This window comes from Bacillus sp. AFS041924 (assembly GCF_002577195.1).
In the GTDB taxonomy this organism is placed as follows: domain Bacteria; phylum Bacillota; class Bacilli; order Bacillales; family Bacillaceae_G; genus Gottfriedia.
Window position 1 is genome coordinate 51,520 of sequence record NZ_NULG01000022.1, and the last position, 17,800, is coordinate 69,319.

The window sequence follows — 17,800 nt, forward strand, 5'->3', positions numbered from 1 at the left end:
CTCCTTGTTTAATTGGATGTAAATTTGAAAAAAATAAAACTTTACTAAATATTTATTAATAATTTATATTTTTGTTTAAACAATTTTATTGATATATTTCACTGTGCATGTGCTATAATGTTTTAGTTAATAATGAAAACAGATGTGTAGACATTTTAGGAGTGAATATATTTTGAAAAAAAGAGAAGATTTACGCAATATCGCAATTATTGCGCACGTTGACCATGGTAAAACAACGTTAGTTGATGAATTATTAAAACAATCAGGTACATTCCGTTCAAACGAAAACGTTAATGAGCGTGCAATGGACTCGAATGATATAGAACGTGAACGTGGAATTACAATTTTAGCTAAAAACACTGCAATCCAATATGAAGGCAAACGTATTAACATCATGGATACGCCAGGACACGCCGATTTTGGTGGAGAAGTAGAACGTATCATGAAAATGGTTGATGGTGTTCTTTTAGTAGTAGACGCATATGAAGGTTGTATGCCACAAACTCGTTTCGTATTGAAAAAAGCTTTAGAACAACATTTAACACCAATCGTAGTTGTAAACAAAATCGACCGTGACTTTGCACGTCCTGATGAAGTAGTAGACGAAGTAATCGATTTATTTATTGAATTAGGTGCAGACGAAGATCAATTAGAATTCCCAGTTGTATTTGCATCAGCAATCAACGGAACTTCTAGCTTAGAATCTGATCCTGCTAAACAAGAACCAAATATGAATGCTTTATTCGATACAATTATTGAGCACATTCCATCTCCAATCGATAATAGTGAAGAGCCATTACAATTCCAAGTAACATTACTAGACTATAATGACTATGTTGGACGTATCGGTATCGGACGTATTTTCCGCGGAACTATGCAAGTTGGTCAATCAGTTGCATTAATGAAACTTGATGGGTCAGTTAAGCAATTCCGTATTACAAAAATGTTTGGATTTATTGGATTAAAGCGTATTGAAATCCAAGAAGCAAAAGCTGGTGACTTAGTAGCAGTATCTGGTATGGAAGATATTAACGTTGGTGAAACAGTATGTCCTGCTGAACACCAAGAAGCACTACCAATTTTACGTATCGATGAGCCAACGCTACAAATGACATTCTTAGTTAATAACTCTCCTTTTGCTGGTCGTGAAGGTAAATTTGTAACTTCTCGTAAAATTGAAGAAAGATTATTACAAGAACTTCAAACTGACGTAAGTTTACGTGTAGAAAACACAGATTCTCCTGATGTTTGGATCGTAAGTGGACGTGGAGAGCTTCACTTATCAATCTTAATCGAAAACATGCGTCGTGAAGGATATGAGCTTCAAGTTTCAAAACCAGAAGTTATTATTCGTGTAATTGATGGTGTAAGATGTGAGCCAGTTGAGCATGTACAAATCGACGTACCAGAAGAGTATACTGGTTCAATCATGGAATCAATGGGCGCTCGTAAAGGTGAAATGAGAGACATGGTTAATAATGGTAACGGTCAAGTTCGTTTAACATTTATGGTACCAGCTCGTGGATTAATTGGCTACACTACTGAATTCTTAACATTAACTCGTGGTTATGGAATTATTAACCATTCATTCGATAGCTACCAACCAGCTATTCAAGGTCAAGTTGGTGGACGTCGTCAAGGTGTATTAGTTTCTATGGAAACTGGTAAAGCTTCAACATACGGAATTATGGGTCTAGAAGACCGCGGTATAATTTTCCTTGAGCCAGGTACTGACGTATACGATGGTATGATTGTTGGTGAGCACAACCGTGATAATGATTTATCAGTAAACGTTGTTAAAGTTAAACACGCTACTAACATTCGTTCAGCGAATAAAGACCAAACAACGACAATGAAAAAACCACGTATCATGACACTTGAAGAATCTTTAGAATACTTAAATGATGATGAGTACTGTGAAGTTACACCAACATCAATTCGTTTACGTAAAAAGCTTCTTGATAAAAACGAGCGTGAGCGTGCAGCGAAAAAGAAAAAATTCGCTGAACAAGAATAATTAAATTTTAAAATAATTATGATATAATAAAACCGACTAGATAATAGTCGGTTTTATTTTTGTTTTATTATTTAATAGGGGGATATGGATTTGGAAAAAGCTCCAAAGGGATTTGAATTTGTCATAACACAACTAATTAATATAACTCATGATGTAGGACTTTCAATGTGGATTTTATATGCATTAATTGTAGTACTAAGTATCGTGGTATATCATTTAGGATTCGCTAAAAAATTGAGCATCCTTAAAATGTTAATTACTTATGTTTTACTTATGATAGGCTGTAGTTTCCTTACTTTCTTAGCGTTAAGGATTCCAATTGTAGAAGCATTGCTTGCAAGTGTTTTCGTATTAGGTGTATATAAGGTTCGCCTACATCAATCAAAAAAGAATAAGGCTACTACATAACGTAACACATTATAGAAAGTTGGTATAAAATGAAATCTGTACAAGACGCTTTATATAATTGGTTAACGATTAAAGTGATATATGAAAGTAGACCTTCTGATGAAGCCGCAAAAGAGACGTACGAGATGTTTGATTCGATTTTAAAAGAGGATCATCAAGTATCAAACGTGAAAATAGAAAAAATGGAAGATTTTTATCTAATCACATTTACTCATGATGAAAAAGAGCGCACAACTCGTTTTCCAATTGAAATGATTGATTGTTTCTTAGATCAAGTTAAATTTAATCCGGAAAAGTATTAAAAACCTAGAAATGAATCTAGGTTTTTTGTTTTTAAATTTATATGATAATTTGTGGCTTAATATATAAGAAAAAAAGAACGTTGATTTCCACTAATTGAGCTAGCTTTCCATGGTGCGTGAGCTGAACTTCCTAAATCGCGTTCGCTTCTGTTTGGTCTTTGCATCTTTCGTTCCAACTAACTTCCCAAATAATCTTCTCAAATGAGAATAGGAAATCCTTTTAAGAGAAATTAAAAGATTTTACTCTCTTTTTTTAGATTTTCAGCTCCTGCATTTTTCTCTTCCATAAAAAAATAGAAACCTTATTGGCTTCTATTTTTCTGCTTAACTTACCACTCGTCATTATCCTTTACAGGTTTTAAGAAACGGAATTTTCCTGTTGCAATTCTTTGTTCTGTTTTTGTTTTAATTCGATCGTAGCATTCGGAGCATGTATATGTATGAATAGGTCGATTTCTTAATTTTTTTGCAATAGGTGATTCATCGCTAATGGATTCACTTTTATCACAAATCATGCATTTAACTCTCATGTGGAATTTCTCTCCTTATTAATGGAACTTAAGTTAACATAATTATAACAGGTTTTAGAATATATTTTTAGAAAACAATGGTTTTAGCAGGAAGTTTTAAAAAAACTTTGAATTATATTAGTATACTCTTTATTTGAAGGAGATGAAATAGTGATGGCAAACAGTATTGAGAAAACATTGTCACCAAGCTTATTTAAAGATTGTAATAAAGAAAAGATTGTTTTTTTAAGTACTTTTAACTCTGAAAAGGATGTTCCGGTAATGAATGCTATTTCTTGGATTGCAGCTTTAGACGAAAAAACAATTCGCTTTGCTGTAGATCAAAGGTCAGGAATTATATCAAATATTGAAGCAGTAAAAGGGGTATCATTAAGCTTATTCTCAAATGAAACAGTATATAATATTTCAGGTAATGCTAAGGTGTTAACAAAGCAAATGCCTGGAATTCCATTAAAATTAGCTTGTATAGAAGTAGAAATTAATGAAGTGAAAAATATATTATTTTACGGTTCAAAAATAACAGCCGAACCTGAATATGCTAAAACATACGATGAGAGGGCAGCAAAGAAATTAGATGTAGCAGTATTAAATGGAATAAGATCCTTCGAGCTATAAACATGAAAAGATATTCTAAAGTAGAGAGAATTTCATATAATATATAAACGGTTCGTCCATTCTTCGACTAGTAACCAAATGTAAGATCAATCAATTTAGAATTATTACTAATTATTATATTCTGAGTTATTTGAGTCAGGAGGTTAAGGATTGAGTAAAATATATGTTCTCGACACCAATGTACTACTGCAAGACCCACTAGCAATCTTTTCATTTGAAGATAACGATGTAGTTGTACCAGCTGTTGTATTAGAGGAAGTAGACTCAAAGAAGAGATATATGGATGAGGTTGGTCGTAATGCTAGGTATGTATCCAAACTTATTGACAGCTTTCGAGAACTAGGGAAATTACATGAAAGTATTCCTCTTGAAAATGGTGGTTCGTTTAGAATTGAATTAAATCATCGCTCGTTTCATCAATTACAAGAAATTTTTGTTGAAAAAACGAACGATAATCGCATTTTAGCAGTTGCAAAAAATTTATCTCTCGAAGAAGAAGCAAAAGAAAATGGAAAAACAGTTATTTTAGTTAGTAAAGATACTTTAGTCCGTGTAAAAGCGGATGCTCTAAATTTATTAGCTGAAGATTATTTAAGCGATCGAGTAGTTGAAGTTGATCATATTTATACTGGTTATTTAGAGTATTACATAAATACAGATTTATTAAATAGGTTTTATGAGAAAACTGAACTTCCAGTTTCAGATATAGCCAACCATCCTTTTTATCCTAATCAATTTATCGTATTAAAGGATGCTCTTGGAGGTAAAAGCTCTGCACTTGGAGTTGTTGATAAAACCGGAACAAAAATTAAAAAGTTCGTTTTTTCAAATGAACATATTTGGGGAATAAGGCCAAGGAATGCACAACAATCAATGGCATTAGAATTACTACTCCGTGACGACATCCCTTTAGTCACTTTAATCGGTAAAGCAGGGACAGGAAAAACTTTATTAGCTTTAGCAGCAGGGTTAATGCAAAGTGAGGACCTACAAAGCTATAAAAAATTGCTAGTAGCTAGACCAATTGTTCCAGTAGGAAAAGATCTTGGGTATTTACCAGGTGAAAAGGATGAAAAGCTTCGCCCTTGGATGCAACCAATATACGATAATCTTGAATACTTATTTAACACAAAAAAACCTGGAGAACTTGATGCGATCTTAGCTGGAATGGGATCAATTGAAGTAGAAGCCTTAACCTATATAAGAGGTAGAAGTATCCCAGAGCAATTTATTATTATTGACGAAGCTCAAAATCTAACTCGACATGAAGTGAAAACAATATTAACTCGTGTTGGTGATAAAAGTAAAATTGTTTTAATGGGAGATCCAGAACAAATTGATCATCCGTATTTAGATGAATACAATAATGGATTAACTTATGTGGTTGAAAAATTTAAAGATCAAAAAATAAGTGGGCATGTAAAATTAGTAAAAGGTGAGCGTTCATCAATTGCACAACTTGCAGCGGATATTTTGTAAAAATTAAATTGCTTAAACGAAAACATCTTACCAATTTTAATTGGTAAGATGTTTTGTTGTGTAAATCTACAAAATAATTTTCTTAATTGAAGTAATGGGTGTTTCTTTATTTGAGCCATCGACAAAATATAAATGAACTGGCCCGTTTTCAATGATTCTTTTTCCGTTATATGAAAATGCTAAATAACTTTCATAGATCGTTTCAAATGGTAATTTTATTTCTTCATCTTTTGTTTCAATCGTAACTTCTGTATCACGATTTTTAGGTTTACTATTGTCTATAAAATAAGAAAATGGCATTGCATATGATTCTTTGAGCCATTCTTTCTTTTGAGTAGCGTATAAAGGACTATTATCAACCTTCGCACCTTCAACAATTTCACGATCCCAATGTTTTGAAACACTTTTCGTATATTGTTCAAGCTCATCAACCTTTTTTAATTCACCAGCTAATAAACTCACTAACTTAACTTTTCTCTCATCAAAAATCCAAACACTCGGATCAATCGTCAACGGAAATTCCACATTACCAGTTAATTGAAAAACATCACTCATACTAAAACCCCTTCTATGTACTAAGTCTATTTATAGTGTACGACTATTCGGTGAAAAAAGACAATTAAATGAGCAAAATAGGTTGAAATATCATTTGAGTTTTTAAGCTTGTTAAACATGTACCCTTAGTGAAAAAATAAAAACTGGTGTATTAGCATAAGTAATTAAAAATAGATTTGAAAGGGCGACTTTTAGACTTAAAGAACCTAAATAATCTGTTGAAAAAATAAAATTTTCTAAAATACATATTTGTAAATCTAATGAATTAAGTTGATTTTTCCTCAAAAGAACTATAATATTAAATAGATAGCTTGTACGGAAGCGGAGGGAGAAAATTGAGGTCTGATGCTGTAACAGATTACAAAGATAAAGCATTTGAATTATTAAAAAAAGATGCTGAAAAGATTTTAAAATTAATAAATGTGCAACTTGATCATTTAACAATGCCACAATGCCCTCTATACGAAGAGGTTTTAGATACTCAAATGTTTGGATTGTCTAGAGAAATAGACTTTGCATCTCGATTAGGTTTAATTGAAGCGGAACAAGGTAAAGAACTTCTTTCTGAACTTGAGCGTCAACTATCTGCTTTGCATGAAGCGTTTACAGATCAAAAGAATAAATAATTTAAGCTTAACAAAAGCTCAAACTAAATGTTTGAGCTTTTTTTTGTGAATTTTTTTAAGTGTTATAAGCATTAAATCTATTAATCTATGTTACAATGTTTTTATTTATAAAGGGAATTTAGCAAAATAGTTGAATACATAAAGTATAATTAATCAAAGCAGGGATGATTAAGTAATGTTAAAAAAATATCTAAAAAATATTGATTATATGATTTTTGTTCCATTATTAGTCTTATGTTTATTTGGATTAATTATGGTGTACAGTGCAAGTTCACCATTACCATCCATTCGTTATCAAAGTGAACATTGGCCTAGTGACTATTTCTTTCATAAGCAATTAATTGCATTTGAAGTTGGGATGTTTGCTTTTATTTTCTTAATGTTTTTACCTGCAACATTCTTTAGAAAAAGAATTGTCATGATCTTAAATGTTGCAGTAAGTTTTGGATTACTAATCGCAGTTCTACTCTTTGGTGAAGTTAGAAATAATGCGAAAAGCTGGGTGTTTGGAATTCAACCAGCCGAGCTAATAAAATTAGGTTCAATTGTCCTTTTAGCTGGATGGTATTCTAAAAGACAAAAAAAAATTACAAAGAACTGGAAAATGCTTTTTGCTCCTTGGATTATTGTAGCGGCTTATATTGTCCTATTGAGATTACAACCGGATACAGGGACAGCTTTATTAATAATTGGTGCCTGTTCAGTCGTATCGTTTTGTAGTGGTTTTATTGTTAAGAGACTAATTCTCTTATTTATAGGTGGTATTGGATTACTTTATCCATTAATAAGTATATGTATCAGTTTAGGGATCGGATTAACTGATGTACAAGTTAATCGATTTTTAGCATTCCGAAATCCTTTTGATTATGCACAAGGAATCGGTTTTCAAATCGTTAATTCGCTTATTGCATTTGCAAATGGGGGCTTAACGGGAGTTGGATTAGGAAAAAGTATTCAAAAACTTGGCTACTTACCTGAACCTCATACTGATTTTATTTTAGCAATTATCGGTGAAGAGACAGGTTTAATAGGCGTTAGTGTTGTTATTTTATGTATATTCTTAATTGTTTGGCGTGGATTGCTTATAGCCCATCAATCAAAGGATTCATTTGATTCATTATTAGCTACTGGGATCAGTGCAATCATCGTCATTCAATCTTTTGTAAATATAGGAGGAGTTACTTCGTTAATTCCACTTACAGGTGTTCCTTTACCTTTTGTAAGCTATGGAGGAACTTCGTTAATCGTGATGCTCTCTATGGTTGGTATTTTAATGAATATTTCAATACGTAATAAGTTGAATAAAGAACCTTTATAAAAAATCTTCAAATATGCATTTTTAAAAAGTTTTATTCTTAATTTATTGATAATAATCTTTCATAAATACAGGAGGCTTTAAAATGACTTACACGAAACAGATTAAAAAAGTTCTAGTTGCTAACAGAGGTGAAATTGCAATTCGAGTATTTCGAGCTTGCACTGAGTTAGGTATTAGAACTGTTGGTATTTATTCTAAAGAGGATGAAGGGTCATATCACCGTTATAAAGCTGACGAAGCATATATAGTTGGAAAAGGTAAAAAGCCAATAGATGCTTATCTAGATATTGAAGGAATTATTGAAATAGCAAAGAAAAACAACGTAGATGCAATACATCCAGGATATGGTTTCTTATCAGAAAATATTAATTTTGCAAAGAGATGCGAAGAAGAAGGAATTATTTTTATCGGACCATACTCAAGACATTTAGATATTTTCGGAGATAAAATCAAAGCAAAACAACAAGCTCTTCAAGCTAAATTACCAATCATTCCTGGTAGTAGTGGTCCAGTGCAATCATTGGATGATGTAAGGGAGTTTGGTGAAACTTTTGGTTTCCCGATTATTATTAAAGCTGCCCTTGGTGGTGGCGGTCGCGGTATGAGGATTGTACGTACGATTGCAGGTTTAAAAGATGCATACGAGCGTGCAAAGTCTGAAGCAAAAGCGGCTTTTGGGAACGATGAGGTTTATGTTGAGAAATTTATCGAAAATCCAAAACATATCGAAGTTCAAATATTAGGGGACCATCAAGGAAATGTTATTCATTTGTTTGAACGTGACTGTTCAATTCAAAGAAGACATCAAAAATTAGTTGAAGTTGCACCATGTACTTCTATAAGTGATGAGCTTAGAAATAGAATTTGTGAAGCAGCTGTTAAATTGATGAAAGAAGTAGAGTATGTAAATGCTGGTACTGTAGAATTTTTAGTTTCAGGTAATGAATTTTATTTTATAGAGGTTAACCCTCGCGTTCAAGTTGAACATACGATCACTGAAATGATTACAGGAATTGATATTGTTCAAACTCAGATTTTAATTGCACAAGGAAATGGTTTACATAGTGATAAAGTAGGAATTCCATTGCAGGATGAGATTCCAAAAATTGGTTTTGCTATACAAGCTCGTGTTACTACAGAGGATCCACTGAATAACTTTATGCCTGATACAGGAAAAATTATGGCATATCGTTCAGGTGGAGGATTTGGTGTAAGGCTAGATACTGGCAATAGTTTCCAAGGTGCTGTTATTACACCTTACTATGATTCATTATTAGTAAAAGTAACTACTCACGCATTAACATTTGAAGGCGCGATTGCAAAATTAAATCGAAATTTAAAAGAATTCCGTATTCGTGGTATTAAAACAAATATTCCATTTTTAGAAAATGTTACGACACATCCTGATTTCTTGTCAGGTGAGTATGATACTTCTTTTGTTGATTCATCACCGGAATTATTTGTTTTTGCAAAAAGAAGAGACCGTGGTACAAAACTTTTAAATTATATTGGAAATGTAACAGTTAATGGATTTCCAGGAATATCAGTAAAAGAAAAACCAGCTTATGATGATATTATCATTCCAAATGTAAATCATATAAAAGTTGCTGAAAGTGGTACTAAGCAATTATTAGATAAATTAGGCGCAGATGAATTTTCGAAATGGTTAAAAAATCAGCCGAATGTTTTATTTACTGACACAACATTTAGGGATGCTCATCAATCGCTTCTTGCAACGAGAATTCGTTCGAAGGATCTAGTTACAGTTGCAGAACAAACATCAAAATTATTACCTAACCTATTCTCTATGGAAATGTGGGGCGGTGCGACTTTTGATGTAGCATACCGATTCTTAAATGAAGATCCATGGGAAAGATTATTAAACTTAAGAGATCAAGTACCTAATGTTTTATTCCAGATGCTTCTCCGTGGATCAAATGCAGTAGGATATAAAAATTATCCAGATAATCTTGTCAAAAAATTCATTGAAGCATCAGCTCAAGCTGGCATTGATGTATTCAGAATATTTGATAGTTTAAATTGGATTAAAGGGATGGAAGTTGCAATTGATGCTGTAAGAGAGAACGGAAAGCTTGCTGAAGCATCGATTTGTTACACTGGAGATATATTAGACCCAACAAGAACTAAATACAATCTAGCTTATTATAAAGAGCTTGCAAAGGATTTAGAATCAGCTGGTGCACATATTCTTGCGATTAAGGATATGGCTGGCTTATTAAAGCCTCAGGCGGCTTATACGTTAATTAGTGAGTTAAAGGATACAGTAGATTTACCAATCCACTTACATACTCATGATACAAGTGGAAATGGATTATACACTTACGTTAAAGCAATTGAAGCTGGCGTTGACGTTGTAGACGTCGCAATAGGTAGCATGTCTGGATTAACATCACAACCAAGTGCAAATAGTTTATACTATGCTCTTCAAGGTTCGAATCACGAAACGAACTTAAATATTAAAGGCTTAGAACAATTATCAACATATTGGGAAGGTGTTCGTAAGTATTATAGTAGTTTCGAAAGTGGAATGGTTTCACCGCATACTGAAGTATATCAACATGAAATGCCAGGCGGTCAATATTCTAACCTCAAACAACAAGCTAAAGGTGTTGGCTTAGGTGACAGATTTGAAGAAGTTAAGGATATGTATGGCAGAGTAAACCAATTATTTGGCGATGTTGTTAAAGTAACACCATCTTCAAAAGTAGTTGGGGATATGGCATTGTTTATGGTTCAAAATAACCTTGATGAAGATTCAGTTTACGAAAAAGGGGAAACTATTGATTTCCCAGATTCAGTTATTGAGTTTTTTGAAGGACAATTAGGACAACCACATGGTGGATTTCCAAAGAGTTTACAACGCATCATTCTAAAAGGAAGAAAGCCTTTAACTGAAAGAGCTGGAGAGACTTTAAAACCAATTGATTTTAAAGATGTAGAGGAGTATTTATTCCGTTCGTTAAATAGACAGGTTACGAATTTTGATATTCTAGCTTATTGTCTGTATCCAAAAGTATTTATGGATTATCAAAAGAACGTTGAAAGCTATGGTGACTTATCTGTACTTGATACACCTTCATTCTTCCATGGTATGAAACTAGATGAAGAGATTAAAGTAGATATCGAACGTGGTAAAACACTAATTGTTAAACTAGTTTCAATTGGTCAAGCTCAGCCAGATGGAACTAGAGTTATCTACTTTGAATTAAATGGTCAGCCTCGAGAAATAGTGGTTAAAGATTATTCAATCAAATCCACTGTTGTTCAAAAAAGAAAAGGTGACACAAGTAATCCGAATCATATTAACGCAACAATGCCAGGTACTGTTTTAAATGTACTGATTAAAAAAGGCGATATCGTTGAAAAAGGTCAAACTTTAGCAATCACTGAAGCGATGAAAATGGAAACAACGGTTCAATCTCCATTTACTGGTGTAATTAGAGATATTTTAATTACAGCAGGAGAAAGTATTTCAACAGGTGATCTATTAATTGAGCTTGAACAAAGATAAATAAAGAAGATAGAGGGGAGTATGCAATTTGACTGCAACTTCTCTTTATTTCAAATTTAAGCATAATAAAAAAGGTATTTCTTCTACAGTTAAGTGGAAGAAATACCTTTTTTATGAGATGTTTTTATTTTGAAGAATCGCAGAACTTGAGTTTTTACTTCGTGTACACAATAAGCTTTGGAAACTAAATATAGCAAACAAACAAGAAATCAAGATAGCATGTGTTAATGCAACATAAATATTTAAATTTGTCATAACGATGAAAGCTCCGCAAATCACTTGAAGCGAAACTAAAATTAAAGATACAGACCAACCTAAATAAATGCCACGTTCATTTCGATAGTTTTTATAAGCATGTACAAATGCGATAATTACCCATACAAATAATAGAAATGCAGCAAAACGGTGTCCCATTTGAATCCATTCTTGGACTTGAGTAGGAATACCATTGTTTACTTTACTACATAGCGGCCAGCTAGGACATGCTAAGCTAGCATTTTCATGACGTACTAGGGCTCCTGTATAAACTACTAAGTATGAATAAATCCATAAACCGTAGGTATGAAATTTCATTTTCTTTCCGACATAAAAAGTATCTTTTTGGTAATTGCGATCACGTTCGAAGATTAATAAAGTTAACATGACTACTGCTGCAAAACAAATTAAAGAAATACCAAAATGAATAGCTTTAACAGCAGGGACTTGACCCCAAACTACAGCAGCTGCTCCAATTAATGCTTGAGCTACTAAAAAAATACAAGATATGATTGCTAAAAACTTTGTTTCTCTTTTATGAGGAATGATAATCCAAGCAAGCACTGCTAATAATAAAACAAACACCCCGGCAAGGCCTGATGCTGCTCGATGAGATAACTCAATTACAGTTTGAATAGTTAAATTATCAGGAATAATTTGACCTTTACATAATGGCCATGATCTTCCACAACCGAGTCCAGAATTAGTCTTTGTTACGAGTGCCCCACCCAATAAAACAATTAAAAGAATGAATGAGGTTATTAACGATACCCCTTTTAAAACACGTAGCAAAGTATATCCACCCACTTTTATAAAATAATAATAATTTTAAAATTTATTTATTAAAAAAATTATTCTGCAAATAATACTTCTATATCATATAAGATTACGACAAAAAATTCAAAGGTAACCTTCATATTTAGACATAATATTTGTTTTTTCTTTACTTTGAATGTATTCATTTTTAAAATATAGAAATAATTAATTTTATAATTAAATAGTATTTAGTATTGAAAAGATAGACTGTATACGTTAAAATTTTTTTGAAACGTACACAATTTGTTCACATATTTATCACAAAAATTTCATTCAATTTAGTTTAATAGAAGTATGTCTAAATTAAAAGTTCATTATTAACCATTAACAATTGGGTATGAAAAATGAAGTTTTGTAAAAAAAGAGGAGGATTGACTTGGAACAATTAGCAAATAATGTTTCTAATAATGGAGAAACTAATCATCCTTCTAGTTCGCTAAAGAAAGATTTACTTTCTTTAATGAAAATAGGGATCGTAAACTCTAATATACTGACAACGTTTACAGGTATCTGGTTAGCAATCCAACTAAATGGATTAGATATATTAGACTCTTTACCAACGGCAATAATTACAGTAATTGGTTCATCGCTGATTATTGCAGGATCATGTGTAATTAATAACTATATTGATCGCGATATTGATCCATTTATGGAAAGAACAAAAGATAGACCAACCGTAACAGGTAATATTAAACCAAGTGTTACAATTTCGATTGGTATTCTATTATTGATTGTGGGCTTTACATTTATGGCTTTCACAACTCTTATGGCTGTTGTATATGCATTTATCGGTGCATTTACATATATCGTACTATACACTCTTTGGACGAAGCGTAATTACACGTTAAACACAGTAGTAGGTAGTATATCTGGTGCAGCACCCCCATTAATTGGATGGGCAGCAATTGATGCGAACTTGCATCCGATTGCTTGGATGCTGTTTTTAATCATGTTTATATGGCAACCACCTCATTTTTTAGCACTTGCGATGCGTCGTTCTGAAGAATATAGAAGAGCGGGAATCCCAATGCTACCAGTGGTTTACGGATTTGAAATGACGAAGCGTCAGGTTATGATCTGGGTATTATGTTTATTACCATTGCCATTTTACATGCAAGCTCTAGGTTTACCATTTATTATTTTTGCAACAATATTGAATATTGGTTGGGTTATTTTAGGAATCTATGGTTATAAACTAAAGGACGATCAAAAGTTCTCAAAACTTATGTTTATATACTCGATTAACTATTTAACTCTCCTGTTTATGTCAATGATTGTGTTTACAATTTCGTTTTAATTAGGGGTATTACGGGGGATTTTTTAATTGTTTGTTTAATCTTATTTTAAAAATAAGAATGAAACACTTTAAATTGAAAGAGGGGGAAGTATACTTATGAAACATTGGCGATTAGTCTCGCTAATTTCCTTGATAGCAGTTATTTTGAGTGCATGTGGAAATGCAAATCAATCTACACTGAATCCTCAAGGTGAAGTAGCAAAAATGCAATACGATCTTATGGTGCTAAGTACGTTGATCATGGTATTCGTTGTTGCTGTTGTAACAGTTCTCTTCCTATACGTAATCGTGAAATTCCGTTATCGTAAAGGTCAAGAGAATATAATTCCTAAGCAAGTAGAAGGTAGTCATACTTTAGAACTTCTTTGGACTATTATTCCTGTTATCTTACTTATCGTATTAGCAGTTCCAACAGTATCACAAACGTTTAAGCTCTCAGATGAGAAACAGATGGCGAAAGATGAGAAGAAAAAGGATGCAATTGTAATTAATGTAAATGCTCATCTTTTCTGGTGGGAATTTGAGTATCCGAATCAAAAAGTTGTAACTTCACAAGACATGATTATCCCAGTAGGTAAAAAAGTTATCTTAAACCTAAAAGGTCAAGATATTAAACACTCATTCTGGGTACCAGCATTAGCAGGTAAAATCGATACAAACGTTGAAGGTGAAAACAAGATGTGGCTTTCAGCGGATAAAGAAGGTACATATAATGGATTCTGTGCAGAGTTTTGTGGTCCTTCACATTCATTAATGCAATTTAAAGTTAAAGCAGTAAGTGAAGCTGACTATGATACGTGGTTAGCTGATATGAAAAATCAGAAGGGTCAAGCCGTTACAGCTGAAGCCCAAGAAGGTGAAAAAATCTTCAAACAAAGCTGTATTGGTTGTCATGCTGCAGATGCAAATGATACTAGACCACCAGCTGCAAGACTTGCTCCTAACTTAGCTAACTTTGGTGATCGTGATATGGTTGCTGGTATTGCTGAAAATAATGAAGCAAATCTTAAAAAATGGTTAAAAGATCCAGAAGCAATGAAACCAGGTAACCTTATGACAGGTAAATATGGTGATTTATCTTCAGATGAAATTGATGCGTTAACTGCATACTTAACTAGCTTGAAAATTGCAAAATAATTTAATGGATATGAAGCAAAGGGGGTAATACTGTGAGTTCTGTAGCGAAAAAGAAACCACTAGTGTGGGACTACTTAACGACAGTCGACCATAAGAAAATTGCCATTCTGTATTTAATTGCAGGCGGACTCTTTTTCTTAGTTGGTGGAATGGAAGCGTTATTCATTCGTATACAATTAATCAAGCCAGACAACACCTTTTTAGTTGGTGATGCTTATAACCAGGTATTAACTATGCATGGTACAACAATGATTTTCTTAGCGGCAATGCCGTTAATCTTTGCATTTTTTAACGCGGTAGTACCTTTACAAATTGGTGCTCGTGACGTTGCATTCCCGTTCTTAAATGCTTTAGGTTTTTGGTTATTTTTCTTTGGAGGAATTTTCTTAAACTTAAGTTGGTTTTTAGGTGGAGCTCCTGACGCAGGTTGGACTTCTTATGCAACACTAGCTCTACAAAGTAAATCTCATGGTGTAGATTTTTACTTATTAGGTTTACAGGTTTCCGGTATAGGGACATTAGCAGGTGGTATTAACTTCTTAGCAACGATTATTAACATGCGTGCTCCTGGGTTAACTTACATGCGTATGCCACTATTTACTTGGACAGTATTTGTAACATCAGCACTTATCTTATTTGCATTCCCAGCATTAACAATTGGGTTAGCATTATTAATGTTTGACCGCCTATTTGGAACTGCATTCTTTGATGCATCTTTAGGTGGAAATTCTATGATCTTTGAACATTTATTCTGGATTTTCGGTCATCCAGAGGTATATATTCTTGTTTTACCAGCGTTTGGTATCTTCTCTGATATCATTCCAGCATTCTCTAAGAAACGATTATTCGGATATTCTTCGATGGTATTCGCTACAGTATTAATCGGTTTCTTAGGATTCATGGTTTGGGCTCACCACATGTTCACAGATGGACTTGGTGCGGTAGCAAATGCAATTTTCGCAGTTGCAACTATGGCAATTGCAGTTCCTACAGGGGTTAAGATCTTTAACTGGTTATTAACTATGTGGGGTGGACAAATTCGTTTTACAACGCCAATGCTTTGGTCAGTGGCATTCATTCCATCATTCGTACTTGGTGGAGTTACTGGTATCATGAATGCAGCAGCTCCTGCTGACTATCAATTCCATGATAGTTATTTCGTAGTAGCTCACTTCCATTACGTTATCGTAGGTGGGGTAGTATTTGGTATCTTTGCTGGTGCTCACTACTGGTGGCCAAAAATGTTTGGTAAAATTTTAAATGAAACATTAGGTAAAATTACATTCGTATTATTCTTTATTGGTTTCCATTTAACTTTCTTTATCCAACATTTCTTAGGATTAATGGGTATGCCTCGTCGTTACTTTACATATTTACCAGGACAAGGCTTAGATACAGGAAACTTAATCAGTACATGTGGAGCAATGTTCATGGGACTTGCTACAATCGTATTATTAATCAATGTTATTTATACAGCAGTTAAAGGTGAAAAAGCCGAAGCAGATGCATGGGGTGTAGGTCGTACACTTGAGTGGTCAATCTCTTCTCCAGCACCAGAATATAACTTTGCGCAAATTCCATATGTGCGTGGATTAGATGCATTATGGGTAGAAAAAATTGAAGGTGATGGCAAAATGACACCTGCGGAACCATTAGGTGATATTCATATGCCAAATTCATCTATTTTACCGTTTGTCATGTCTCTTGGTTTATTTATTGCTTCATTTGGTGCGTTGTATAATGACGAACTTAAAAACCATACAGCTGTTAGTGTATTAGTATTAGGTTTATTTATTACATTCGGTTCTATGTTCTTACGTTCTTGGATTGATGATCATGGTTACCATATCCATAAAGAAGACTTAGCTGACGAGGGGGTTAAGGCATAATGGAAATGAATCAAAAGTTTACAGCTGAAACGTTTCCTCATAATCCTGAAAAAGCTACAGAAGAAGGTAAAAATAAGTTCTTAGCATTCTGGCTATTTCTTGGTGGAGAAACAGTATTATTCGCTTCACTATTTGGTACGTTTTTAGCATTAAGAAACTCTACTGCAGGTGGAGCAACTGCTGCAGAAATGTTCGAACCAAAATTAGTATTCATTGCTACAATGTTACTTTTAACATCTTCACTTACTAGTGTTTATGCAATGTATCATATGAAAAACTTTGAACACAAAAAGATGATGTTATGGTTAGGAATTACTGTATTATTAGGTCTAGGATTTTTATTATTAGAAATTTACGAATTTAAACACTATATGCACGAATATAAGTTTACAATTAAAAGTAGTGCATTTGGTTCTTCATTCTATACTTTAGTAGGAACTCATGGTGCTCACGTATTTGTTGGTTTACTTTGGATTACTACTTTAATGCTTCGAAATGCTGGAAGAGGATTAAATTTACACAACGCTCCGAAGTTTTATGTTGCTAGTTTATACTGGCACTTTATCGACGTTGTATGGATTTTTATCTTTACAGTAGTATACTTAATGGGAATGGTGGGATAAGGAAATGGGTGCAAATACAAACTCTCATCAAAGAAATCAAGTTGAACTAAAGTATCACCGTCGTAAACATGCTGAAGAAATGAAACATCAATTAATTTCATTCGCATTAATGATTATATTAACTCTTGCAGCATTTGCAGCAGTTATTTACCGTGAACATATGGATCCATATTTCACAGTACCATTTATTTTAGTATTAGCTGTAGTACAATTAGTGTTCCAACTTTATTATTTCATGCATATGAAAAATAAAGGACATAGTATACCTGCATTCTTCTTATATTCAGGAGTAACAGTTGCAGTAATTACACTATTAACATTCTTAACACTAATCTGGTTATGATGGAAAAAGGAAGTGAATTTTATTCACTTCCTTTTTTGTTTGTGCGCCCAGCATGTGC

16 protein-coding genes are annotated in these 17,800 nt (G+C 33.2%); 13 read left to right on the forward strand and 3 right to left on the reverse strand.

The genetic code is table 11. The annotated features are described in order from the left end of the window. The first annotated feature begins 172 nt into the window (after positions 1–172). The 3 genes from typA to COC46_RS08210 all read left to right on the forward strand — a co-directional run bounded on the left by typA (position 173) and on the right by COC46_RS08210 (position 2,727). The gene (gene typA, locus COC46_RS08200; protein WP_176545099.1) at positions 173–2,017 is read left to right on the forward strand and encodes a translational GTPase TypA; all 1,845 of its coding nucleotides are present in this window, start codon (positions 173–175) and stop codon (positions 2,015–2,017) included. Between the two features lie 90 nt (positions 2,018–2,107). After that, positions 2,108–2,425 carry a YlaH-like family protein gene (locus COC46_RS08205; protein WP_255294847.1) on the forward strand — a complete coding sequence of 106 codons (318 nt, stop codon included), beginning with the start codon at positions 2,108–2,110 and terminating at the stop codon, positions 2,423–2,425. A gap of 29 nt (positions 2,426–2,454) precedes the next feature. After that, positions 2,455–2,727, forward strand: coding sequence for a hypothetical protein (locus COC46_RS08210; protein ID WP_098809249.1), 273 nt, complete (start codon positions 2,455–2,457; stop codon positions 2,725–2,727). Between the two features lie 329 nt (positions 2,728–3,056). Here COC46_RS08210 and COC46_RS08215 read toward each other — a convergent pair whose 3' ends face one another. After that, complete coding sequence (locus COC46_RS08215; RefSeq protein WP_098809250.1) at positions 3,057–3,257, reverse strand: YlaI family protein; 201 nt, start codon at positions 3,255–3,257, stop codon at positions 3,057–3,059. Positions 3,258–3,410: 153 nt separating this feature from the next. On the opposite strand from COC46_RS08215, the gene COC46_RS08220 reads away from it, so the two are divergent. Together COC46_RS08220 and COC46_RS08225 are read left to right on the forward strand one after the other, a co-directional pair. Further along, complete coding sequence (locus tag COC46_RS08220; RefSeq protein WP_098809267.1) at positions 3,411–3,872, forward strand: PNPOx family protein; 462 nt, start codon at positions 3,411–3,413, stop codon at positions 3,870–3,872. A 150-nt stretch (positions 3,873–4,022) separates the two neighbouring features. After that, positions 4,023–5,351: a PhoH family protein gene (locus tag COC46_RS08225; protein WP_098809251.1), complete on the forward strand. Its 1,329-nt coding sequence runs from the start codon at positions 4,023–4,025 to the stop codon at positions 5,349–5,351. 66 nt (positions 5,352–5,417) lie between these two features. On the opposite strand, the gene COC46_RS08230 is transcribed toward COC46_RS08225, so the two are convergent. After that, a complete protein-coding gene (locus COC46_RS08230) occupies positions 5,418–5,906 on the reverse strand; it encodes a hypothetical protein (protein ID WP_098809252.1) in 489 nt (162 codons plus the stop codon). Positions 5,907–6,241: 335 nt separating this feature from the next. Here COC46_RS08230 and COC46_RS08235 point away from each other — a divergent pair, with 335 nt between their 5' ends. From COC46_RS08235 to pyc, 3 genes are all read left to right on the forward strand, one after another. Then, entirely contained in the window at positions 6,242–6,532 is a 291-nt protein-coding gene (locus COC46_RS08235; protein ID WP_056468514.1) for an Fpa/YlaN family protein, read from the forward strand. A gap of 175 nt (positions 6,533–6,707) precedes the next feature. Continuing rightward, positions 6,708–7,850 carry an FtsW/RodA/SpoVE family cell cycle protein gene (locus COC46_RS08240; RefSeq protein ID WP_098809253.1) on the forward strand — a complete coding sequence of 381 codons (1,143 nt, stop codon included), beginning with the start codon at positions 6,708–6,710 and terminating at the stop codon, positions 7,848–7,850. 82 nt (positions 7,851–7,932) lie between these two features. Further along, positions 7,933–11,382, forward strand: a complete 3,450-nt coding sequence (gene pyc, locus COC46_RS08245; protein WP_098809254.1) for a pyruvate carboxylase — start codon at positions 7,933–7,935, stop codon at positions 11,380–11,382. Positions 11,383–11,493: 111 nt separating this feature from the next. Here the strand turns inward: pyc and COC46_RS08250 are convergent, their stop codons facing one another. Further along, positions 11,494–12,429 carry a COX15/CtaA family protein gene (locus COC46_RS08250; protein WP_098809255.1) on the reverse strand — a complete coding sequence of 312 codons (936 nt, stop codon included), beginning with the start codon at positions 12,427–12,429 and terminating at the stop codon, positions 11,494–11,496. Between the two features lie 400 nt (positions 12,430–12,829). Here COC46_RS08250 and cyoE point away from each other — a divergent pair, with 400 nt between their 5' ends. From cyoE to ctaF, 5 genes are all read left to right on the forward strand, one after another. Continuing rightward, positions 12,830–13,750 carry a heme o synthase gene (gene cyoE, locus COC46_RS08255; protein WP_369700033.1) on the forward strand — a complete coding sequence of 307 codons (921 nt, stop codon included), beginning with the start codon at positions 12,830–12,832 and terminating at the stop codon, positions 13,748–13,750. Positions 13,751–13,846: 96 nt separating this feature from the next. Continuing rightward, the gene (coxB, locus tag COC46_RS08260; RefSeq protein WP_098809257.1) at positions 13,847–14,887 is read left to right on the forward strand and encodes a cytochrome c oxidase subunit II; all 1,041 of its coding nucleotides are present in this window, start codon (positions 13,847–13,849) and stop codon (positions 14,885–14,887) included. A gap of 32 nt (positions 14,888–14,919) precedes the next feature. Next, positions 14,920–16,776 (forward strand): cytochrome c oxidase subunit I, encoded by a 1,857-nt coding sequence (gene ctaD, locus COC46_RS08265; protein WP_098809258.1) that lies wholly within the window; start codon positions 14,920–14,922, stop codon positions 16,774–16,776. Beyond that, positions 16,776–17,399, forward strand: coding sequence for a cytochrome c oxidase subunit III (gene ctaE, locus COC46_RS08270; protein WP_098809259.1), 624 nt, complete (start codon positions 16,776–16,778; stop codon positions 17,397–17,399). The genes ctaD and ctaE overlap by 1 nt, the downstream gene beginning before the upstream one ends. Before the next feature lie 4 nt (positions 17,400–17,403). Beyond that, the gene (ctaF, locus tag COC46_RS08275) at positions 17,404–17,742 is read left to right on the forward strand and encodes a cytochrome c oxidase subunit IVB (RefSeq protein WP_098809260.1); all 339 of its coding nucleotides are present in this window, start codon (positions 17,404–17,406) and stop codon (positions 17,740–17,742) included. The last annotated feature ends 58 nt before the right edge of the window (positions 17,743–17,800 follow it).